At 41.7% G+C, this 22,606-nt stretch carries 15 protein-coding genes; 8 read left to right on the plus strand and 7 right to left on the minus strand.

Annotated elements, in window-relative coordinates; genetic code table 11:
• The first annotated feature begins 1 nt into the window (after nt 1).
• Both CXF81_RS07435 and CXF81_RS07440 read left to right on the plus strand, forming a co-directional pair.
• Complete coding sequence (locus CXF81_RS07435; RefSeq protein WP_101180730.1) at nt 2–1,528, plus strand: complex I subunit 5 family protein; 1,527 nt, start codon at nt 2–4, stop codon at nt 1,526–1,528.
• Nucleotides 1,525–4,752, plus strand: a complete 3,228-nt coding sequence (locus CXF81_RS07440; protein ID WP_101180731.1) for a complex I subunit 5 family protein — start codon at nt 1,525–1,527, stop codon at nt 4,750–4,752. Before CXF81_RS07435 ends, CXF81_RS07440 begins: the two co-directional genes overlap by 4 nt.
• 57 nt (nt 4,753–4,809) lie before the next feature.
• Here the strand turns inward: CXF81_RS07440 and CXF81_RS07445 are convergent, their stop codons facing one another.
• Nucleotides 4,810–6,549 carry an aminotransferase class V-fold PLP-dependent enzyme gene (locus tag CXF81_RS07445; RefSeq protein ID WP_101180734.1) on the minus strand — a complete coding sequence of 580 codons (1,740 nt, stop codon included), beginning with the start codon at nt 6,547–6,549 and terminating at the stop codon, nt 4,810–4,812.
• 247 nt (nt 6,550–6,796) lie between these two features.
• Between CXF81_RS07445 and CXF81_RS07450 the strand changes: the two genes are divergently transcribed.
• Complete coding sequence (locus CXF81_RS07450) at nt 6,797–7,441, plus strand: energy-coupling factor ABC transporter permease (RefSeq protein WP_101180736.1); 645 nt, start codon at nt 6,797–6,799, stop codon at nt 7,439–7,441.
• Nucleotides 7,442–7,508: 67 nt separating this feature from the next.
• Here CXF81_RS07450 and CXF81_RS07455 read toward each other — a convergent pair whose 3' ends face one another.
• Together CXF81_RS07455 and CXF81_RS07460 are read right to left on the minus strand one after the other, a co-directional pair.
• Complete coding sequence (locus tag CXF81_RS07455) at nt 7,509–8,069, minus strand: phosphoribosyltransferase (RefSeq protein WP_101180738.1); 561 nt, start codon at nt 8,067–8,069, stop codon at nt 7,509–7,511.
• A gap of 128 nt (nt 8,070–8,197) precedes the next feature.
• The gene (locus tag CXF81_RS07460; protein WP_101180739.1) at nt 8,198–9,418 is read right to left on the minus strand and encodes a lipoprotein-releasing ABC transporter permease subunit; all 1,221 of its coding nucleotides are present in this window, start codon (nt 9,416–9,418) and stop codon (nt 8,198–8,200) included.
• A 335-nt stretch (nt 9,419–9,753) separates the two neighbouring features.
• Between CXF81_RS07460 and CXF81_RS07465 the strand changes: the two genes are divergently transcribed.
• From CXF81_RS07465 to CXF81_RS07480, 4 genes are read left to right on the plus strand one after another with little or no spacing between them, the layout of a single operon-like run.
• Complete coding sequence (locus CXF81_RS07465) at nt 9,754–10,323, plus strand: PilZ domain-containing protein (RefSeq protein ID WP_101180741.1); 570 nt, start codon at nt 9,754–9,756, stop codon at nt 10,321–10,323.
• Nucleotides 10,324–10,350: 27 nt separating this feature from the next.
• Complete coding sequence (mfd, locus tag CXF81_RS07470; RefSeq protein ID WP_101180742.1) at nt 10,351–13,860, plus strand: transcription-repair coupling factor; 3,510 nt, start codon at nt 10,351–10,353, stop codon at nt 13,858–13,860.
• Nucleotides 13,850–15,109 (plus strand): CsiV family protein, encoded by a 1,260-nt coding sequence (locus CXF81_RS07475; protein WP_101180744.1) that lies wholly within the window; start codon nt 13,850–13,852, stop codon nt 15,107–15,109. Before mfd ends, CXF81_RS07475 begins: the two co-directional genes overlap by 11 nt.
• Nucleotides 15,093–15,644 (plus strand): cob(I)yrinic acid a,c-diamide adenosyltransferase, encoded by a 552-nt coding sequence (locus CXF81_RS07480; protein WP_101180746.1) that lies wholly within the window; start codon nt 15,093–15,095, stop codon nt 15,642–15,644. The genes CXF81_RS07475 and CXF81_RS07480 overlap by 17 nt, the downstream gene beginning before the upstream one ends.
• Nucleotides 15,645–15,769: 125 nt before the next feature.
• Here CXF81_RS07480 and nagZ read toward each other — a convergent pair whose 3' ends face one another.
• Nucleotides 15,770–16,792 carry a beta-N-acetylhexosaminidase gene (gene nagZ / locus CXF81_RS07485; RefSeq protein WP_101180747.1) on the minus strand — a complete coding sequence of 341 codons (1,023 nt, stop codon included), beginning with the start codon at nt 16,790–16,792 and terminating at the stop codon, nt 15,770–15,772.
• A gap of 121 nt (nt 16,793–16,913) precedes the next feature.
• Here nagZ and CXF81_RS07490 point away from each other — a divergent pair, with 121 nt between their 5' ends.
• The gene (locus tag CXF81_RS07490; RefSeq protein WP_101180749.1) at nt 16,914–19,250 is read left to right on the plus strand and encodes a penicillin acylase family protein; all 2,337 of its coding nucleotides are present in this window, start codon (nt 16,914–16,916) and stop codon (nt 19,248–19,250) included.
• An 8-nt stretch (nt 19,251–19,258) separates the two neighbouring features.
• On the opposite strand, the gene CXF81_RS07495 is transcribed toward CXF81_RS07490, so the two are convergent.
• From CXF81_RS07495 to pheT, 3 genes are all read right to left on the minus strand, one after another.
• Complete coding sequence (locus CXF81_RS07495) at nt 19,259–19,813, minus strand: hypothetical protein (protein WP_232771835.1); 555 nt, start codon at nt 19,811–19,813, stop codon at nt 19,259–19,261.
• A gap of 94 nt (nt 19,814–19,907) precedes the next feature.
• Nucleotides 19,908–20,204 (minus strand): integration host factor subunit alpha, encoded by a 297-nt coding sequence (locus tag CXF81_RS07500; RefSeq protein WP_101180750.1) that lies wholly within the window; start codon nt 20,202–20,204, stop codon nt 19,908–19,910.
• A 4-nt stretch (nt 20,205–20,208) separates the two neighbouring features.
• Nucleotides 20,209–22,596 (minus strand): phenylalanine--tRNA ligase subunit beta, encoded by a 2,388-nt coding sequence (gene pheT / locus CXF81_RS07505; RefSeq protein WP_101180752.1) that lies wholly within the window; start codon nt 22,594–22,596, stop codon nt 20,209–20,211.
• Between the last annotated feature and the right edge of the window lie 10 nt (nt 22,597–22,606).

Here is a 22,606-nt window from a genome sequence, read left to right on the forward strand (position 1 = left end):
TATGGATGATATAACTGCTCTCTTACCTGCATTTATTCTGCTGCCTCTCGCAGTTAGCGTATGCTGTCTGCTGGTAAACAACATTCGTGTATGTGTTGCTATCAGCATTATTAGCGCCGCTGCACTACTGATATTATCAGCCAGTACTTTGCTCGCTATTAATACGTACGAAGCCGGTATATTGCGATACGCGTTTGCAGGTTGGGGGCAGCCATTAGGCATCGAACTTGAGGTGTCTGGCTTTACCGCATTGATGACGGCACTTACCTGCCTACTGGTTTTTGTGCTTAGCGTTTACAGCAGCGTTTACTTTTCATCAAGCGATAAAGCTTTACGCTTCTGGCCACTGTGGTGGCTGTTAATAGCGGGCCTGAATGCCTTATTTTTATCAAGTGATATATTTAATATTTACGTCGCATTTGAGTTAATAGGTCTTGCTGCTGTCGCCTTAATTGCAATTGAAAATAGTCGGCCTGCATTAATCGCTGCGCTTCGGTACTTGTTGGTCAGTCTTTTGGGATCACTATGCTACCTGCTTGCAGTTGCGTTACTTTACCGAGAATACGGCACGCTCGACCTGGCTCAACTTGCTAATATAACCAGTGATTCTGCCAGCAGTACAGCAGCATTGATGCTTATTACGGTTGGTTTGTGTTTGAAAACCGCTTTATTTCCACTGCACTTTTGGCTACCTGCGGCGCACGGAGGTGCATCAGCGCCGGTTAGTGCAGTGCTATCGGCTTTAGTGGTTAAAGGCTCGTTCTACTTAATTGCCCGGTTTTGGCTAGATACGCTCGCACCAGCAGCAAGTGACGCTGGATTGATTATTCTCGGCGTTTTTGGGGCCGGTGCGATATTATGGGGCTCTGTTCACGCGCTTTTTGCAAGTCGTTTAAAAGTGATGGTAGCGTACTCCACGGTTGCTCAAATTGGCTATCTATTTCTGTTATTTCCACTCATGGTGGGTAACTCGCAAACAAATGCGTTTGAAGGTGCAGCTATGGGCGCAATCACCTACTTAATTGTAGCTCACGCTACAGCTAAATCAGCCATGTTCTTGGCAGCCGGCAATATTATGCGTATTGCTGGGCATGACAATATTAAACAACTCAAAGGCTTGGTTCGCCACTGCCCTCTCAGTATATTCACTTTTGGGATTGCGGGAGCCAGTTTAATTGGCTTACCCCCAAGCGCAGGCTTTATTGCTAAGTGGCTGCTGCTAAGCAACTCAATAACCACAGGGCAATGGTGGTGGGTCATTGTTATTTTAAGTGGCGGTTTACTTGCCGCGGCTTATGTATTTAAATTTTTAAACTTAGCCTTTACTAAAGATGATGACACCTTTAATAAGGCTAATATAGTTAGCAAAATATCTCCGATCATGCCGCTTTGCGCGCTTGCACTGGCTCTACTTACTGTCGTCCTTGGTTTCAATGCCCAGTGGCTATTAGACGTTAGCGGTACCTTGGTGTATGAAACTACAGGGCAAGGTTTCACAGGCCAAAACTTGGCAGGAGTAGCGCAATGATCTGGCAAAGTACATTACCTTTAATCATCGTATTGAGCGCAATGGTTTCAGGTATTCTAATTTTACGCGTAAACGAGCATGCTAATAAGTTACGCACAAGCTTGAATATATTTGGCGCGCTGCTGTGCGTGACGCTTGTTGTCATTATGCTGGTAGGCGTTTATCAAGGAGAAGTATTTGAGACTCGTTTTACCCTGCTGCCGAATATGGATTTGGTGTTAAAAGCAGATGCTCTCTCGCTGTTGTTTGTTAGCCTTTCGGCGGTATTATGGTTTTTCACCACCATTTACGCGATTGGTTACTTGGAAGAGTCAGCCAATCGTAGTCGCTTTTTTGGGTTCTTTGGATTTTGCGTAAGCGCGACAATGGGGGTCGCACTAGCGGGTAATCTCATTACCTTCTTGATTTTTTATGAGTTACTCACCTTAGTTACTTACCCCTTAGTCATGCATAAAGGTAACGCCGCCTCTATGCGTGCCGGGCGCACTTACCTAATTTATACCATGATTGGCGGTGCTGTGCTTCTGGCAGGCGTAGTGTGGCTAAAAAGTATTGCTGGCCCGCTCGATTTTGACGCCACGGGCGTACTTGAGCAAATGCCAAATATTAACGAAAATAACCTGCGCATTATTTTTGTGCTGCTGATTGCTGGCCTAGGAGTCAAAGCTGCCCTTATTCCTTTACATGGATGGCTGCCAGTCGCTATGGCAGCTCCGGCGCCAGTAAGCGCGCTGTTGCATGCAGTAGCCGTTGTAAAAGCGGGGGTATTTGGCATTGTAAGAGTGGTTTACGATGTATACGGTATCGAGTTTTCACGCGAACTGGGACTCACCCTCGGTTTGGCCATCATTGCCGCTGCAACAATTATTTATGCCTCTGTTCGCGCAATTGCGCAAAATGATTTAAAAAAACGGCTTGCCTATTCCACGGTTAGCCAAGTTTCGTATATTGCCTTGGGAACCGCAATAGCAGGTCCTATTGCAACTATTGGCGGTATTGTACATTTGGTGCATCAAGGCCTTATGAAAATCACCATGTTTTTCTGTGCCGGTAACTTGGCTGAAACCTTAGGCATCAACAAAATTAGTGACCTCAATGGCGCTGGCCGCAGAATGCCAGTAACCATGACAGCCTTCAGTTTTGCAGCCCTCGGTATGATTGGTCTGCCACCCGCCGCCGGCTTTGTGTCCAAATGGTATTTGGGCGTCGGCGCTATAGAGGTAGACGCCTACTGGATTATTGCGGTACTCGCCATAAGTAGCCTATTAAACGCAATCTACTTTTTACCCATTCTTTATGCGGCATGGTTTCTTCCTGCCAAGTCACAGTGGCCAAACGGTGAAAGCCCTAAGGCGAAACCTAAAGGATTTTTTGAAGCACACTGGATGCTTATTTTACCGCCTGCGGTTACGGCTTTGTTGGCGTTATTAGCCGGGGTATTTGCGGGTTCTTCTCTAAGTCCCTTGTACTGGGCCAAATTCGTCGCTGCGCGTGAGTATGGTTCAGAATTTGTGCTTGTTGCGCAACAAACTGCACTGCTGCAACCCGCGCTTTGGTGGAGCGTTCTTTTGCCTCTGCTGGCGAGCGCCGCACTGGCCATTCGCTGGATCCGCCAAAGATGCTTAATCCTGTTACCCCTTGCAGCAGCGCCGGTTTTGCTTACCAGCCTCTTGCTAGAGCCTAGCGGCACCAATACATTATCTGAACTATTTTTTGGCAGCATCATGAGCATGGATGACACCAATAAAATCTTCTTGATACTCGCGGCTTTAGTGTGGTTTGCAGCCGGATTATATAGCGTAGGATATATGAAAGACAAGGCAAACAAAGTGCAATACTGTTTGTTTTTCTTACTTGCCATGTGTGGTAATTTTGGCCTGATCTTAGCGCAAGACTTATTTGGTTTTATTACCTTCTTTACCTTAATGAGCCTATCCTCATATGGCTTGGTTATTCATACTGCAGATGACGCAGCAAGAAAAGCAGCTAAAACCTACGTACAATGGGTGGTTATTGGCGAGGTCATATTATTTGCGGGCTTAACCGGCCTTGCCTACAGCAGCGGCGCTATAAGCGAAGCCGCAAGCTCAACCACACAAGCCTACTGGGTAACACTGTTTTTAGTTGCCGGCTTTGGCGTAAAACTTGGCTTAATACCTTTCCATGTTTGGCTTCCTCGAGCTCACCCAGCCGCGCCAGTGCCCGCAAGCGCATTGTTAAGTGGCGTAATGGTAAAAGCAGGCCTTATTGGTTGGGTACGATTTTTGCCGCTTGGAGATACAGCTATATCGAGTATAGGTACTGGCTTAATTTATCTTGGTTTCAGCGGTACTTTTCTAGCTGCACTTGTGGGCTTACTGCAAAAGAACGCTAAGTCAGTACTGGCATATTCTACAATCAGTCAAATGGGTATTGTTATTGCCGGGGTTGGCGTAGGTTTAAAATATCCAGAGCTTTGGCCGGCGGTGCTACCGGCACTTGTTTTATTTGCCTTTCATCATGGTATTGTGAAAGCAACACTGTTTTTATGTGTTGATTTTATTCCCTCGCTTGCAGCAAAACGTAATCTTAGAATACTTGCCGTTATTTGCGTTATGGTGCCGGTATTTGCCATTATTGGATTGCCGTTTTCAAGCGGTGCGATAGCTAAAAGCGCATTAAAGGGCTCGTTTAATGAGCTTGCTATGCTGCCTACTTTATTACTGCTGTCGACCGTTGGTACTAGTTTATTAATGCTGCGGTTTTTGGATGTTTTATGGAACAGTGCCACTGATGTGCAACATGCCAAACTCGATATCTGGCGATGCGTGTCCTTTGCATTGTTATTTGTCAGTAGCGTCGTGTTCATATACGTGCTGCCTGAATCAAGACTATTTTGGCTAAAAGAGTTCTCGTTCTCTACATTAGTACTGCCTTTACTCCCTCTTATATTAGCGGTGCTTTTGTACCTAATTATTAGAAAAACACGCCTGCAACACTATGAAATTCCAGCTGGAGATATTGTGGTATTACTAGAAGATGTGAGTGCTCGCATAAAAGTAGCAACGGCGAAATTAGGCCATCATAAAAACGCTTCTAATGTAAAAAAATATAGCTTAGGCAAGACTTACGTTAAAATAAAAGCGTATATTATTAGCATTGAATCTGAAAATTCTGGCACTCACCCCGGCGCGGTTTTATTAGGTTTTATATTTGTTGTGACCGTTGTTGCATATTTAAATTAACCAGCCTAGTCTTTAATTTTTTACTAAACCGAGCGTTAGAGTTAAATATTGTTAGGACTAATTATCGCCTTTTACCAACTTGGCTTTTATTGCTGAAATCGCATTTTGTATACCATCTCGTCTGCCAACACTAAAAAACGGCGTTAGGTTTAGCGCTGTCAAATAGGCAAAATAATCGAAACAGGCAGCATCCATATTGTCTTGATCACTGACACGGTTGCCTGCTAACGTTACAGTCAGCTGCGTCACTTTTTCAATGAGAAGGGCAAGAATGCCGCGAATGATTTTACTTTGCGAGTAGGCACATAATTGGTCGTTATAGTAAGCAATCCATAACGCAGACTCACACCCAAACACCACATACTCACTTGTACGCATTTCAACAGGCAAGCTATCAAGGGCCTTACTTGCGAGTAGTAGTTGACGATATTGATTATCCCACCCTCGTGCTTGTTTGATGTTAAATGCAATTGGTAATACTTCATCGCAATGCGAGTTGACTTGTTGCTTAGGTTTTAGTGCCACCAGACAATCTGCGTTTTCATCTAACTCAGCGAGTGTAGTATCCAGTGCATGCAAAAAACGCTGAATGTCTTGTTTATCGGTATAACAACCAATAGAGACTCGCATGGTCCCCGCTATATTTAATACATTCATCAATGGCATGGCACAATGATGTCCGACTCTAAGCGCAATGTTCTTTTGATATAGTAGAGCGGCTGCATCATATAAATGATGGTTATTAAAAATGAATGAATGCAAACCTATCGAATGACCCAGCGCTAAATTAGCATTAGGGTGACCTAGTTGCTCAGGATTATGTTGTACACATGCGCAGACATTGCCAAACAAGCGAATACCTTTTCGCTTTTCTAAACCGCGACTAAGTAATTTAAATAAACTAATTTCATGCTGCTGGATGGCAAGTATATTTGCCTTTAAAAATTTAGCCGCCGCACCAAGGCCAATAACGCCTGCAACATTAGGTGTTCCACCTTCAAATTTTAAAGGTGACATTTGGTATTCAGCGTCTGTAAATGATACGCGGGTTATCATTTCTCCGCCTAATCGTAGTGGGAGTAAATCATCCAACCAGTCTCTTTTGCCGTACATTACGCCGACACCGGTCGGAGCATACATCTTGTGACCACTAAACACATAAAAATCACAGCCCATATTTTCAACATCCACGGGTATATGAGCAATAGCTTGAGTACCATCGATAACGGTCAATATGCGTTGTTGCCTTGCCAAACGACATATATCTTCTACCGGATAAATGTTACCTAATGCATTTGAGACATGCGCCATTGCTAAAATAGCAACATTGGTGTCGAGTTGTTTTACAAACGCGTCATATTCTGACTGAGTAAATTGGCCCTGTGCTGACAGGTTGACCACTTCAATACTTAGCCCAAGCCTTTTTGACAATTGTTGCCAAGGCAGAATGTTTGCGTGGTGCTCACTGGCCAATATCAATATTTTACGTCCATTTATCATATGCGGTTGTAAGCCTGAGGCAATGGTATTGATTGATTCAGTTGCACCACTGTTAAACACAATTTGCTCAACAGTTGGGCTATTTATAAGTTGCGCGGTTGAATCGCGGGCTTGTTCATAAAGCAAGGTCGCTTCATTTGCAATTGCGTAAGCACCGCGATGAACCGTAGCACTAGACAAACAATGATAGTCGTTTACCGCTTGAATAACCGATTGGTGTTTTTGCGTGGTTGCAGCACTGTCTAAATAGACCTGTTCAGGTTTGTTAGTAAAAAATGGGAATTGATTTTTGAACACGTAAACCCTTTAGCTGATTTGATTAATTTTAAAATACTCAATGAATATTAACCTAATAAACGTATAATATAGGCATTAACTCATAAATTCCCAATGATTAACGAGAATAATAACAAAATGAAAATTGTTTCTTTCAATATTAATGGCCTTCGCACTCACCATAATCAGTTGCAAGTATTTATGACCAACTGCCGTCCGAACACGCTATCGATCACGCGACCAACTACGCAACCTATTCAGAGTAAGCATGACTGAACTACAAATAATAGGAGCCATAGCTAGCTTTTTAGGGCTAGCTATCATTATTAAAAACACTAACCTCAGACAGTTAGTCGATGACAGTGCTTTTCAACACCGTTTTTTTGGTGCTAGCGCTGCCGTATTCGTACTTTGGATTTTTCGTGTCGGTATTGTCGATGAACTGCAGGTCCACTTTATTTGGTTGACATCACTTGCTCTCATCTTAGGATTCAGATGGGCGATGATATCGTCCAGTGTTGTGTTGTTAGGAATTACCGTTGTCGGCTATGAAAAGTTTTCTATGCTCGGAATTAACTGGTTGTTAGGCACATTACTTCCAATATCCGTCACCTATGCCATTTTTAGTTGGTCATTTCATAAGTTGCCCCGAAACGTATTTGTTTACATTTTTATCTGCGCTTTTTTCCCTGGGGCAATCACAGTTTCATTGAAGATTATTGCGATGGCAGGCTACTTTCAACTAGATACTAATTTGGGCTGGGACGTTATTTTCCAGAACTACGTGTTGTTAATCCCCCTACTGTTATTTTCAGAGGCCTTCTTTAATGGCTTCACAATAACCTCTTTGGTAGTGAACAAGCCAGAGTGGGTGTATACCTTCCATGATAAGTTTTATATCGATGGAAAGTAGCTATTATATTGACCTTAAATAAAAACAAGAACGACAATAGTATATATACATCATCGTCGTTCAGCTTTTAATCAAAAATGATATCTAGGATATTTGCTAATTCCGACTTACCTTGTTTTATTTCATCTTTACTCAAGCCTGCGAGTTCATGCGGAAAGACCAACCATTCGTCGCTTTCGTTGATGTAATAGTGAGGTACGACGCCGGTTTTGTTATTACCTGGTTTATACCAAGGCGTAGCGATTCTGATTTCTTTAGGTGTATTTAACCGCATCAGTACTTCAATTTGTTTAATCAATGCCTCTACGCTGCGTCCAGAATCGAAAACATCATCTACAATTAACAAACGGTCACTCGCATTAGCGTTTTCAATGAGGTAATGCAGACCATGTACTTTAATTTCTTTTGACTGCTGGTTAATACCGTAATACGAAGACGTTCTGACCGCAATATGGTCTGTGGGTGTGTTCTTATATTCAAAGAATTCCTGCACTGCAATACCTATTGGAGCGCCACCGCGCCAAATTCCGATAATAAAATCAGGACGAAATCCATCATTAAAAACTTTAGACGCAAGACGAAAACTGTCTTCTAACAATGATTGTGAGCTGATGTAATTTTTACTCAAAATGTAAATTCTCTTTCTAGGTGTAAATAAATTGAATGATTGTGTATGGAAAGTCATTTTCTAATAATATGTCGCTCATTCTTAAAGCAAGCAATTCAGCCATCACAGATTAATGTTAATTATAACGCCTATTGCGTTTGTAAGCTATTTGCAGGTTGAATAGATGCGGCCTTGTAAGCCGGATATAAAGTAGCAAGTATACAAAGGCCCAATGAAACCGCAGATATAATGACAATTTCTGAGAATTTCATTGCAATAGGCAAACCCGCGCCATCAGGACCAAAAGCTAAGCCAGAACCAAGTAGCGCCAAAATATCATTCAAGAAGTACACCAATAACAGACCAATAACGACACCAGATATGACCCCTTTAATACCATTAAAAATACCGTTGAGAACAAAAATGAGCATCACATCCCTTGGCACTAAACCTTGGGTTTGAAGTATTGCTATATCACTGGCTTTTTCAGTCACAACCATGACCAACGCAGAGACTATATTGAATGCAGCGACTGCAATAATCAGAAACAACATCAACGACATCATGTTTTTTTCCATACCAACTGCGTCAAAAAGCGGCCCTTGTCTTTCACGCCAAGTAGTGTAACTGAGACCTTGTTTATCCAATTCATCAACAATAGCTTGATATTGGAATGCATCATTCAAATACAAACGCGTACCTGCAAAAGCTAAATCTCGCTTGCGTGATAGCTTAGCAACATCATTTATATTCATTAGCATTACTTTCTCATCGGCTTCTGAATCTAATTGAAACATACCAGAAACCGTCACTAAACGTTGGCTAGGCATTCGCCCTAATGGCGTATAAGTACTAGCCGATGGGCTAATCACGCGCAATCGCTGACCAATAGAAACACGTAATTGACTAGCTAACGACTGACTAATAAGCACATTAAAGCTGCCTAGTTGTAACGAATCCCACTCACCAGCGATGATGTTTTTGGCAATAATAGAATGGCGCTTTTCTGCGGAGGTATCAATACCTTGCAAAAACAGTCCTTTGATTAACGTACTAGATTGCACAACGACTTCTTGCTCTACAAAATCGGTGCTTGCTAAAATTTGGTTTTGCAACGCTGGCGACAATAATATCGGCCCTCTGTTGTCCACCACTATGTGCGGTAAAATACCCAATATTTTCTGTTTGAGTTGCCCTTCTAAGCCATTCATAACCGAAAGTACGGTAATTAATGAAGCAATACCAAGTGCAATCCCGACAACTGAAAACAAGTTGATGAAGGAGACAAAGCTGCGTTTATTAGACGTTTTCGAATATCGTAAACCAATAAAGGCTGATATCGGCAGTGACGGGAGTAAGGAGAACCGCATAAGCTTAATTTTGGGCCTTATTGTAAATCACTGGGCGGGTAATAAACCCCGCTCAGCGTATTTTAATTAAAATAAAGACAAAGGATCGCAAACCAGAGTGAAACCTGAGTCGTTTTTTGGTAGATTAGCAACATTGCTACCGTTGTCATATTCCTAACCTTATTTCAGGTAAAGCGAATCGGATTATAATGCGCTGTCTGACTACCGCAGCAAATAATGCTAATCGACATTGTTATTATAAACATCTGATGTCACATGATAACAATTTATAATAAAAGATTAACAGCCCAGAATATAGCACCACGTTAACGTAATTTTTGCATAGGACATTGCATTTGAACTCATTAGAAGATAAAAAAAAGAGATTTGAATCATTCTTTTTGATCAATCACCCAACCAAAGTTAATATAAGTGTTGTTGACGCAGAGCAAGCAACTCAGTCAATGGAGGAGTTTGAAAGTAATATGCCTTATGCTTTCAAAATTGCTGCCGAGTTGTCCGAAATTGAATCGCAAGCCCTAAAACCATTGCGTTCAATGGGTGAAAAGCTTGAAGGCTTAGTTAACTATCTGCAACTGCAAGCACGTAAAATTGATCTTATGATGTCTTATATTTTGATCCAACAAGATGATGAAAATAAACGGGCTGAAGCAGTCAAATTTGGTGGTGGCGGTATTATTGTAAGTCAGACTTCCCCCATGGAAATAGGGATATTAGCAGAAGTTAAAATATTTTTAGAAAAGGAAGCTGCCGCTATTTATTGTTTAGCAGAAGTGATTGAGGTAGACATTGCCGATGATCTTTATCACGTCAGTTACGTTTATACGCACATTCGCGACCAAGACCAAGAACTGCTTGTTAGAGCGAGCCTTCATTTGCAAACCAGTCAATTACGCAATCGTTAAACAACCATAGAGAACCAATTAACCCGCATGTCGAATCTATTTTCTGTGCCTTTACCTAAGGCAAAATCACTAAATAACTCAAATGTTATTGACCATATTCACTGGGGTGAATTAAAAGGCGCCAGCCAAGCGCTCAGCATCGCTAATGCAGCGGAACAGCACGATGGCCCACTATTGGTATTAATAGAGGATAGTCCTAGTGCAATTAAGCTTGAAAAGGAACTCGCTTTTTTTCTTCGTAGTAAAAATGTTCATGTACAACTTTTTCCTGACTGGGAGACGCTTCCGTATGATGGTTTCTCACCTCATCAAGATATTGTTTCACAACGTTTAGAAACCCTTTACTTACTCAGTAAAAAACAACCCGGCATATTTATTGTGCCAATCAACACTCTTTTACAACGCTTAGCGCCAGTTGATTATGTTGGCCAACATTTGATGTATTTGAAAGTTGGTGAAACAATCAATACCGATGAATTTAAACGCAAACTTGAGAAATCAGGTTACTTGCATGTTAGTCAAGTAATGACACACAGCGAATTTTCAGTGCGTGGCAGTATTATTGATTTGTTCCCTATGGGCAGCGAGCAACCTTTCCGGATCGACTTATTTGATGATGAAATAGATTCAATTCGGTATTTTGATCCAGAAACGCAACGAGGATTAGAAGAAACCAAAGAAATACGTTTGCTGCCTGCTAGAGAATTCCCAACAGATAAAGACGCCATAACCGGGTTTAGAGAACGCTACCTCGATAAATTTGAGCGCAGCAATACCGCTGATAAAGAGTCTATTTTCTACCAAGTAAGCAAAGGCACAATGCCCAGTGGCATAGAATACTATTTACCCCTATTTTTCGAAACCACATCGACCTTATTTGATTATCTAAATGACAATGCGCTAATGCTTTATTACGGCGACTTGACTAAAGCATCCGAACGATTCACCAAAGATTTATTACAACGTTACGAGCAGTACCGTTATAATTTAGCAAGACCATTATTATCTCCCATTGATTTATATCTTGATACGAATGAATTACTGACCAGACTTAAACAATGGCCGAGTGCACAATTAATAAGTGACTCATTACCTAAAAAAGTAGGTAGACATAATTTTGATTGTCGTCTAATTGAAGGAATTGGCATTGATTTAACTGCAACCAATCCTTACCAAGCAATACAGGCTGAAGTTAAAAAAGCCAAAGAGAAAGGTAAAAAAGTTATTTTTTGTGCTGAGTCACAGGGACGCAAAGAAAACTTAATTGATGTGTTACACAAAGCCAAAATAGTTCCAGTTAACAGCCCTACTTTTGATGCTGCGTTAAATGAATCGACACATTCTGTTTTTATTTGTGTGGGTATGGTCGAAAACAGTTTTGAATTTACTGACAAAAAACAAGCATTTTTATTCGTCACTGAAACACAATTACTCGGCCACAAGGTTAGTAAGAGAAAGTTAAAAGACAAACGCAAAGCAACCGATGAAAGTGCCATTGTTAGGAATCTTGCTGAGTTAACTGAAGGCCAACCAGTGGTTCATATCAACCACGGTGTGGGTCGTTTTCTTGGTTTAAAAACATTGGATGCAGGCGGTGTAGCTACTGAGTATTTATCGATTGGATATGCTAAACAAGCTAAATTGTATGTACCTGTATCAAGTCTACATCTAATCAGCCGCTTTAGTGGTGGCGATGCCGACCATGCGCCGTTGCACAATTTAGGCAATGACACGTGGACCAAAGCTAAACGCAAAGCAGCTGAGAAAGTCAGAGATGTCGCTGCCCAATTATTGGACGTTTATGCACAACGAGCTGCTAAACCTGGTTACGCGTACCCAATTGATTGGGACGAATATAAAACCTTTGAAGAAAGCTTTCCTTTTGAAGAAACAATTGACCAACACACTGCTATCAACGCCGTTCTGCAAGATATGGGAAGCCCCAATGCGATGGACAGACTGATATGTGGTGATGTTGGTTTTGGTAAAACTGAAGTTGCTATGCGTGCTGCATTTATCGCCGCATCCAGCGGCAAACAAGTTGCCATTTTGGTGCCTACTACGCTTTTAGCGCAGCAGCATTATGAAAACTTTAAAGACCGCTTTGCACAATGGCCATTTAAAATCGAAGTTATTTCTCGATTTGGCAGTGCAAAAGAACAAAAAATTGTGATTGATGACCTTGCTAGTGGTCAAGGCGACATTGTTATTGGCACACACAAACTACTGCAGAATGATGTGAAATTTAAGGATTTAGGGCTGGTTATTATTGACGAAGAGCATCGCTTTGGCGTCCGCCAGAAAGAAAAATTCAAAGCATTGCGCGCCGATGTTGATATTCTAACTCTCACCGCTACGCCTATCCCTCGAACCTTGAATATGGCGTTGAGTGGTATGCGTGATTTATCCATTATTGCTACGCCACCCGCAAAAAGACTGGCGATAAAAACGTTTGTTCAAGTACGCCATACAGACATTATTCGTGAAGCAATTATGCGTGAGATATTGCGTGGTGGCCAAGTCTACTTTTTACACAATGAAGTCAAGACGATTGAACAAACCGCGCGAGAAATTGAAGAAATCATTCCTGAAGCGAGAATCGCAATTGGGCATGGTCAAATGCGTGAGCGCGAACTAGAAAATGTGATGAACGATTTCTATCACCAACGCTATAATGTATTGGTGTGCACCACTATTGTTGAAACAGGAATTGATGTACCCACAGCAAACACTATCATTATGGATAGAGCTGACCATTTAGGCTTAGCACAACTGCATCAATTACGGGGGCGTGTAGGTCGTTCTCATCACCAAGCTTATGCCTATTTATTAACACCTCATCCCAAACGAATGACCAAAGACGCGGCAAAGCGCCTCGAAGCAATCGCTTCGCTTGAGGACTTGGGTGCAGGATTCGCATTAGCAACACACGATTTAGAGATCCGCGGTGCCGGTGAGTTGCTGGGAGACGATCAATCTGGACAAATTAATACGATCGGTTTTAGCCTTTATATGGAGATGTTAGAACAGGCTGTTGAGGCACTCAAAGAAGGCAGAGAGCCCTCACTTGACGATGTACTTGCCGGTCAGACTGAGGTTGATTTGCGCATACCTGCACTACTTCCCGAAAACTATATTGGTGACGTAAATACACGGTTATCACTTTACAAAAAATTAGCTGGTTGTAAAAATCAAAATGAAATTAACGAATATCAGATTGAATTAATCGACCGTTTTGGTTTATTACCCGATAGCGCTAAGAACTTAGTTAAGCAATCAGGTCTAAAGCTAACAGCACAAAAAATAGGTATTCGAAAAATTGAAGCCACACAAACCGGTGGTCTTATAGATTTTGACCAAACCACAACCATAGATGCTAGTTTCTTAATTCAGCTTATTCAAAAGTATCCGAGCCAATATAAGTTTGAAGGTCCTCAAAAACTAAGATTCATGAAAAAGCTCGACAGTGCACCGCAAAAATTGGATCATGTACGGGAGTTACTCGATAAATTTTTAAAGGAATGCCATGCAAGCTAGTGCTTCACTTCTCAAGCTGTTCATTAATTGCGTTGCAGATGCAAGGCGCATGGTGTTCACTGGCGCTGCATTGGTATTGCTCGCAGCACCAATGCAGGTGATGTCCCAAGATGATGAAGACTGGTGGTTTGACGTTGAAATCATTGCATTTAAACGAAATACTTCAACTGCCGCACTCGAAGAAGATTTTAGTTATATAAATCATGAAATATCAACAGCAAAGGCAGTGGACCTGATTAGTCTCCCTGTTTACCGCAAAGCAAACCCCCTAATTGATTTACAACGCATGCTTTATGAGTGCTCACTTAATTCAAGCTTGTATCAGTCCAGTCTGCCTCTTTTGAGCAGCAGCATGAACGTAAATGGCTTTGATAAAGATGCTAGCGCCAGAGCCGTCAGCAGTGGAGCCTTCAACAGTAACAAAGCGATTCAAGATGATGCGCTTAATAAGTACAAGCAACTTTCTCCCATATTGACCAGTGAAGCACGCTTTAGTATGTTGTTGGACTCAGCGAATTGTGGTGTTCAAAAACAAGAAATAGCGAGTTCACTGCTGCGTTTTAACAGTGTCAACAACGTCTCGGTTTACTTGCAACAACCCCCTATTAGCGTTACTAATAACGCACTTTTGTTAGATGATAATCAACTCTCACTTGTCGATTATGCAAAAAAATTATTTGCTCAGCGGGATATTAGTGCGTTGAGCCACATAGCTTGGCGCCAACCCGTTTTCTTTGGAGAAGAGAATGCCTCATTTTACCGCGTCTTCTCTGGTGATAAATTAACGTTACCAGAGGCTTCAACGCCATCATATGAAACATTAAAACAAAAATATGATCCAGAATTAAAGAGTATTATCGACCAAGATTCAGAAACATTTTTTGCAGAATTAAAGCAACAATTAAGCCAAGCCAAAGCTGTCAATTGGGAAAACAGATCCAGCGTTCAGGCCGATGACTCGGTTAAAACAAACTCAATTGATGATGTATGGGAACTCGACGGCAAAGTAAAAGTGTATTTGAAGTACATAAATAGAGTTCCCTACTTACATATTGAATCCGAATTTGAATTTCATGAATTTCAACTTAATAGCTTTGGCGAAGCTAGCATTGAACAATACCCGTTTAAGCAACGTAGACGTGTGATAAGCAAACAAATTCACTATTTTGATCATCCTAAAATGGGACTCATTATCAGACTACAACGCTATGAAAAGCCTAAAGAAGAAGACAATGAAAATATATACTAAAACAGGTGACAAGGGTACAACGCAGGTTTATACATCGGAAGTGCTACGTTTGGATAAAAACGATGCCATTTTAGAATGTTATGGCTCAATAGATGAATTAAACAGTCACATTGGTTTACTCAGTGCATTGCTAGGCAGTGCAGACCCAAGCAATAGTAGCAATGACGACACTAGTCTTAGTGCGTCTTTCATGTTCGACATTCAAAAAACCCTATTCAGCATTGGTTTTGCTATTTCTGATAAGCCACAAATTGATGAGAATGCAACGCAGGTACTAGAGGATGCGATTGATAAACTACAGCTCGAATTACCGCCACAGACTAAGTTCATTTTGCCCGGCGGCAGTCAATTAGCTGCTCAGGCTCATATATGCAGAACCGTTGCCAGAAGAGCAGAAAGAGCCGTTGTTACTGTATCGCAGCAGCGAAATGTACCCGCTATTTGCATCCAATATTTGAACCGCCTATCGGATTACTTTTTTGTTGCTGCTCGCGCGCTTAACTTCAAAAGTCAAATTGCAGATATTGAGGTGTAGATAATATTTATCCCTGCTGCAGTCTCATCAGCAGGGCTTGTTCCACCTCTAGGATACGGTTTTATAGAGTCCAATTGTAAGACCAAAAAAACCACTCAAGCTTTTAATTTAAGTGCATTTTGCGCTTAAGAAAATTGCTCATTGGCCAAATTGATTAGCCTGACACTTTCAAGGTAAATCGCTTGTGTTTCTGGTTTAACAGGGACTTCTTTATACTGCTCCTTGTGAAGTAAATCAAGCCACCGTTGACTATAAACCTTTTTTTGACTCAGCCCATCCAACACTTTTTCAGCCTGTGAGGGTGAGTTACATACCAATACCATATCGCAACCAGCCTCTATAGCATGCTCTGCACGATCGGTCACACTGCCGGCAATGCTTGCAGCTTGCATGGTCAAATCATCTGAAAATACGACACCTTCAAAACCAAGTTGCTTACGCAAAATTTGCTTTATCCAAATTGCCGAAAATCCTGCTGGTTTGCTGTCTACACTCGGGTATACCACATGTGCCGGCATTACTGCATCTATCTTTTTGGCTGCAATGAGCTGTTGAAACACCCGCATATCTTGCTCTTTAATTTCTTCAAAATTACGTTGATCAACAGGCATAGCTATGTGACTGTCTTCAGTGACTGAGCCATGACCGGGGAAGTGTTTACCGGTGCTTTTCATTCCGGCTTTATGCATACCTTCGATATATGCACCACTTAAGCGAATAACTTGATCCGGTTCGGATGAAAATGCCCGACTACCAATCACCTCACTAACCCCATTCAGGTCAAGAACCGGCGCAAAACTAATATCAATATCCAATTGAAGTAATTCATAAGCCATACAAAATCCCATGGCTTGAGCCAACTCTAACTGCACGTTTTGCGACACATCAATGTTTTCAATAGTTGCCATTGCAGGGATTCGTGTAAAGCCCTCTCTAAAGCGCTGCACTCTGCCCCCTTCATGATCAACAGAAATTAGAAATGGCTTTTTTACAGTACGTCTAATGTCTTTTATCAACGCCGACAATTGCCCTTTTTCAGCATAGTTACGGCTAAATAATATCAAACCACCGCACAAAGGGTGTTGTAACATTTCTCTTTCAACTGGGCTAAGTTCAAAGCTTTGCACATCAAGAATAACAGGTGACATAGTGTTCCTTTTTAACTATTTTCTTTACGTTTTAAAAACACGCTATGGATAAGACTTGTAAGCTAAGTAGGTTTAACTTAGCCTTAGCTATAATAAAGGTTAAACATAAAAAGAAAAACAAATGAAGTTAATCAAACCTCTACTCTTTACAATATTGTCTGTGTTCATACTTATTTTCATCGTCATCTATTTTGTTTTGCGTGCAAGTTTACCCGCACTGGATAATAAATTTTCGACGCAATGGGTTATGGCTGACACGACAATCGAGAGAGACAGCATTGGCGTCGCAAAAATTAGTGCTCAGTCACATTCTGATGCCGTTTTCGCTTTAGGGTACGCACACGGACAAGATCGCCTATTCCAAATGGATTTACTGCGCCGCAGCGCTGCTGGTGAACTATCTGAAATCGTAGGCAACATAGCAATTAATGTGGATAAAAAAGCACGCTTTCACCAGTTCCGTCAACGTGCCAACAAAGCAGTAAACAATCTACCAGAAGAACAAAAACGCTTACTTCAAAGTTATGCAAAAGGCGTCAATTTAGCAGCCAGCGAATACACTGCAAAACCCTTTGAATATATACTAACCAGCACAGAGTTTACACAATGGCTTCCTGAAGATAGCTTGCTAGTCAGCTATAGTATGTATCTCGACTTGCAAGGTGGTCAAGTAGAAAGAGATTTGGTAAACACCGTCCTCGTCGATAAATTTGGTTATCCATTGCTGGATTTTTTCAATATGCAAAGCCCTTATCAAGCCGCGTTAGATGGCAGCATTATTGGTGGTCCCAGAGCCGACATTCCTAGTCTAAATATTGAGTCCGCTGAACACCCAATAAACACCGATATAAAAACCGGGTTGCTATCATTTAACAGTATTGCCGAACCGTTGGATATTGGTAGTAATAATTGGGCTGTCACCGGAGCCCTAACTGACTCTGCCAGTGCAATGGTTAGTGACGATATGCATTTGGGCTTACGAGTGCCGCCCATCTGGTATCGGGCGCAGTTAAATTACAATGCAAATGGACATAAAACAACAATTACCGGCGTTTCTTTGCCAGGTACTCCTATCATTATTGTTGGCTCTAATGGCCATGTAGCTTGGGGATTTACCAACGCGAACCTAGATAATGTTGATTGGATAAAGCTTAACGATGACAGTAAAACGAAGATTGTTACCGAAGTCATAAAATTAAAAGATGGAGAACAAGTACTCGACATAGAAATGAGCAAATATGGACCCGTGAGAACCATCAATGACAAACGCTATGCGTTAGTATGGGTTGCCCATCAAGACTATGCGGTGAATATGTCAATAATGGAAATGGCTGAAGCACAAAACTTAGAGGAAGCATTTGCGGTTGCAGAAAAGGTTCGCATTCCGGTACAAAACTTGATGCTTGCAGATGCACAAGGAAATGCGGGTTGGCGTCCAGTTGGTGCTGTTACCGCGCGCAAGACACCTACCCTATTTGCTATAGATGAAGAAGACTATTCTGACCTTTGGTTACTGCAAGAACCAGACCTACCGACACACATTAATCCAAGCCATGGACGTTTGTGGACGGCAAATGCACGATCTATCTCTGCGGATGACTTCCTTAGATATGGTGATGGGGGTTATGCTGTTGGCGCTAGAGGATTACAAATTAGAGATCGTTTATTTGAGAAAAAAAGCTTTAACGAAAAGGATTTCTACGCAATACAAATGGACAATGAAGCACGTTTTATTATGCCATGGCATACCAAATTAATTAATATACTGAATAAAAAACCCGACTTATACGCAAAAGATATTGAGATACTAGCACAATGGAAAGACTGCGCATGCACCGAGTCGATTGGTTACACTTTGGCCCGTCGCTACCGTTCAACCATTATTAATTCTTTGCTAGCTCCTATCTACAATGGGGTCAAAGGCACTGACCTAGCGCTAGAGAGCGCATTACGAAGTATTGAACCGGCTATTTGGCAGTTATTAGATAACGAAGCAATGGGATGGTTGCCAAATGAGTTTACCTCATACAACGATTTTCTATTGGCTGGCTATGAAAGTACAAAAGCAGAATTAGTCGATGAGTATGACGCCGATCCTGTCACCCTCGAAGGCCTGGAATGGGGTAACGTGAATAAGCTAAAAGTACAACATCCATTCGCTAGTCAGTTGGGCCCACTAGCAGGTTTACTCAACATGCCCGAAGTTGATGGCTTTGGTGATAGTTATATGCCGGCGGTGCAGTTGCCAAAGTATGGTGCCTCGCAACGATTAATTGTGCGACCAGGAAACGAGGATAAAGGAATATTGACAGTGGCTGGTGGGCAGTCTGGACATCCACTATCAGCGTTTTACACAGCTGGTTTTATAGAATATGCGCAAGCTCTGGATACGCCATTACTGCCACGGGAGAGCAAACATACAATTATTATCTCACCAAAAGTGGATAGCAAAAACTAATTGTCTTATTAGTTTTTTAGCTCTTCAAGTTTACCACTGTTAATCATGTAAGCCTTCCACTGCGCCCTCGCCTCTTGGGTATAATCATCACCTTGGAGACCAGCCTCGGACAATGATTTTGCAGCTCGTTGTATGGCAATATCACGCGCATTAATAAGTGACAATGCTCTTTGATGCACACCGCTCAAGTAGGGATATTTCTGTATGAGGTCGTCTATGCTATCAAAATTCATAAATCGTTCTATGAATTCATCATGAAACAGCTGTTTTTTAGCTTCAAATTCTATAAAGACTAAACCCTGCTCTCCACTTATTCGAGCTAGATCGCGCTCAGATAAACGCACTTCCTTTGCTACTGCCAGTAATTGTTGCTGCCAGTCTCTGAGTGACGCTCGGTCATCGTTAACAACAGATTGCTTAATTCCCATCTGAAAATCATCAGTATTAAGTAATTCATCTAAGGTAAGTAGCGGTGGCAAGCTCTCAATTTGTTTATAAGATGTGTGCAGGGGAATTTTTGCATTGGGACCACCACTGTTTTGTTGCGGTTGACATGCTATCACAAAAACAAAAAAACTCGCATAAAACGAGCATCTCAATATATTAGGCACAACTAGCCAATATATTCCCTTAAAAGCAATAGAATTGAAAGCTCTTTTACGAACCAATTTTAACGTTTTCAACACGACTTTTTAATTTTTGACCCGGCCTGAAGGTAACAACTCGGCGGGCCTTTATAGGAATATCTTCGCCTGTTTTTGGGTTTCGACCGGGGCGCTCATTTTTAGTGCGCAGATCAAAATTACCAAAACCGGAGAGTTTAACTTGCTCTCCGACTTCTAGACAGGATTTAATTTCTTCAAAAAACGCTTCGACCAAGTCTTTCGCGTCTCTCTTATTTAAACCCAACTTTTCAAATAAATGTTCAGCCATTTCGGCTTTGGTTAATGCCATTCGATTAATCTCTCAAAGATGCACTAAAGTTAACTTCCAGCGCTTTCACTACTATATCGACAGATTTTTGTATATCTGCATCTTCTAATGTTCGTTCTGAGTTTTGCAACCAAATTGAAAGCGCTAAACTCTTAAAGCCACTTTCAATACCTTTACCTTTATATACATCAAATAAGTTCAGGTCAATTAAATCGTTCACGCCGAGTTTTTCGATACATTTTAATATGTTACCTGTGTCGACATTATCTTGTACTGTAACAGCAATATCTCTTCTATTCACTGGAAATTTAGAAATTGCTTTAATCCAAGGCATTGTTCTAGATGAAATACTAACCAATTCCAACTCAAAAGCAAAGGTCTTACCGCTTAAACCTAGTCCTTTTTCTAATTTTGGGTGAATTGCACCAACAAAACCAATGCATTTGTGTCCTTTGTAAATACCCGCACATTGTCCTGGATGAAAAGCTGTGTGCTTTTCAGCTTTAAATTCAATATCTTGGTTAGCGATGCCGAGTCCAATTAGTTCTTCAGCAACGGCTTTTATATCAAAGAAGTCCAGTGCAACTGATGGAATTGTCCAATGCTCATTAGCAACATTGCCCGACATCACACCCGCAATCATTTCTTGTTGTTGTACCCCTGACTTTTCAGTTGGGTCCAGAGTGAAACGCAAACCTGTCTCAAACAGTTTAATATTACTTTGTTGGCGCTTTTGGTTATATGACAATGCTAATAACAGCCCCGGCAATAGGCTGACGCGCATAACCGACATTTCTGCTGAAATAGGGTGTGGTAAAACTAAACCCTCAACATCTGGGAACATTAATGATTGTTTTTTGGGATCTATAAATGAGTAGGTAATAGCTTCATGGAAACCTTGATCAACTAGCACGTCTTTAAAGCGCGAGGTACTCGTTTTTGATTCACTACTCTGTCTGATTTGCAAACTCGCAATAGGCGCTTGATTTGGTATATTGTTATAGCCGTAAACTCGAGCGACTTCTTCAATCAAGTCTTCTTCAATATTCATGTCAAACCGATACAACGGTGCTATAACTTCCCAAGCACCTTGGATTGACGTAACGTCCAATCCCAATCTATTGAGGATATCGGTAACTCTGTCGGCAGCGATATCGATGCCAAGCACGTGACGTAGTCTTGCTGCCCGCAATGTAATAGAACGGGGATTTGGTAAATACTTTTCATCCTTCGCTTCAATAATTGGCCCTACCTTGCCGCCAACAGCATCTATCAAAAGCTGAGTTGCTCTTTCCATTGCCTGAAATTGCAGTGATGGGTCAACGCCGCGCTCGTAACGATGGGATGCGTCGGTATGCAAACCGTACTGACGTGCTTTACCCATAATTGCATCAGGGGCAAAAAATGCACTTTCTAGGAAAATATCCGTTGTTGCCGCTGTAACACCTGAATCTAAACCGCCAAATATACCCGCCATTGCCAATGCTTTTTGAGTATCAGCAATCACTAATGTATTTGCTCTCAGACTCACTTCACTTTCGTCAAGCAGGGTTAACTTTTCACCTTCTAGTGCCATTCGAACAACAACATCACCAGATAACTTGTGGTTATCGAATGCGTGCATTGGATGGCCTAACTCAAGCAAAACATAATTAGTTACGTCAACAACTGCATCGATGCTTCTTGTTCCACTTCGACGCAATCTTTCTTGCATCCACAAGGGGCTCGGGCGAGACAGGTCAATACCTTTGATGATTCGACCTAAATAGCGAGGACAAGCCTCAGGAGCTGCTAGTGTAATACTGCGAGCGTCGTCAATAGTGACTGCAACAGCTTGGATGTCGGGTTCGGTAACGTCTAATTGATTTAATACACCGACTTCACGTGCAATGCCCTTCATACCGAGGCAGTCAGCACGATTAGGAGTTAAATCAACGTCAATACTGTTGTCATCAAGTTGCAGGTAATCTCTTAAATCGGCACCAATTGGCGCGTCGCTTGGTAATTCCAGAATACCGCTATGATCATCACCCATGCCGAGTTCCGAAAAGCTACACAGCATACCCAAAGATGGTTGCCCACGTAATTTCGCTTTCTTAATTTTGAAATTACCAGGCAGTACCGCACCAACTATAGCTACCGCTACTTTTATGCCTACACGACAATTAGGAGCGCCACAAACGATATCAAGCAGCACTTCGTCACCAATATTAATTTTAGTCACTTGCAGTTTATCGGCATCTGGATGTTGGCCGCATTCAACCACTTCGCCAACAACAACGCCGGTAAATTCCTCGGCAACGGCTGCAACGTCATCAACCTCAAGGCCTGCCATGCTCAATTGCTCTGACAGTTCACCTGTTGATATTGCAGGATTAACCCATTCTCTTAACCACTGTTCACTGAATTTCATTATTAAACTC

Source organism: Glaciecola sp. 33A (genome assembly GCF_002836745.1).
GTDB lineage: Bacteria > Pseudomonadota > Gammaproteobacteria > Enterobacterales > Alteromonadaceae > Glaciecola.

Coding starts and splice junctions, on each gene's coding strand:
- CXF81_RS07435 (WP_101180730.1), top strand. CDS start 2: ATGGATGATATAACTGCTCTCTTACCTGCATTTATTCTGCTGCCTCTC.
- CXF81_RS07440 (WP_101180731.1), top strand. CDS start 1,525: ATGATCTGGCAAAGTACATTACCTTTAATCATCGTATTGAGCGCAATG.
- CXF81_RS07450 (WP_101180736.1), top strand. CDS start 6,797: ATGACTGAACTACAAATAATAGGAGCCATAGCTAGCTTTTTAGGGCTA.
- CXF81_RS07460 (WP_101180739.1), bottom strand. CDS start 9,418: ATGCGGTTCTCCTTACTCCCGTCACTGCCGATATCAGCCTTTATTGGT.
- mfd (WP_101180742.1), top strand. CDS start 10,351: ATGTCGAATCTATTTTCTGTGCCTTTACCTAAGGCAAAATCACTAAAT.
- CXF81_RS07475 (WP_101180744.1), top strand. CDS start 13,850: ATGCAAGCTAGTGCTTCACTTCTCAAGCTGTTCATTAATTGCGTTGCA.
- CXF81_RS07480 (WP_101180746.1), top strand. CDS start 15,093: ATGAAAATATATACTAAAACAGGTGACAAGGGTACAACGCAGGTTTAT.
- nagZ (WP_101180747.1), bottom strand. CDS start 16,792: ATGTCACCTGTTATTCTTGATGTGCAAAGCTTTGAACTTAGCCCAGTT.
- CXF81_RS07490 (WP_101180749.1), top strand. CDS start 16,914: ATGAAGTTAATCAAACCTCTACTCTTTACAATATTGTCTGTGTTCATA.
- CXF81_RS07500 (WP_101180750.1), bottom strand. CDS start 20,204: ATGGCATTAACCAAAGCCGAAATGGCTGAACATTTATTTGAAAAGTTG.
- pheT (WP_101180752.1), bottom strand. CDS start 22,596: ATGAAATTCAGTGAACAGTGGTTAAGAGAATGGGTTAATCCTGCAATA.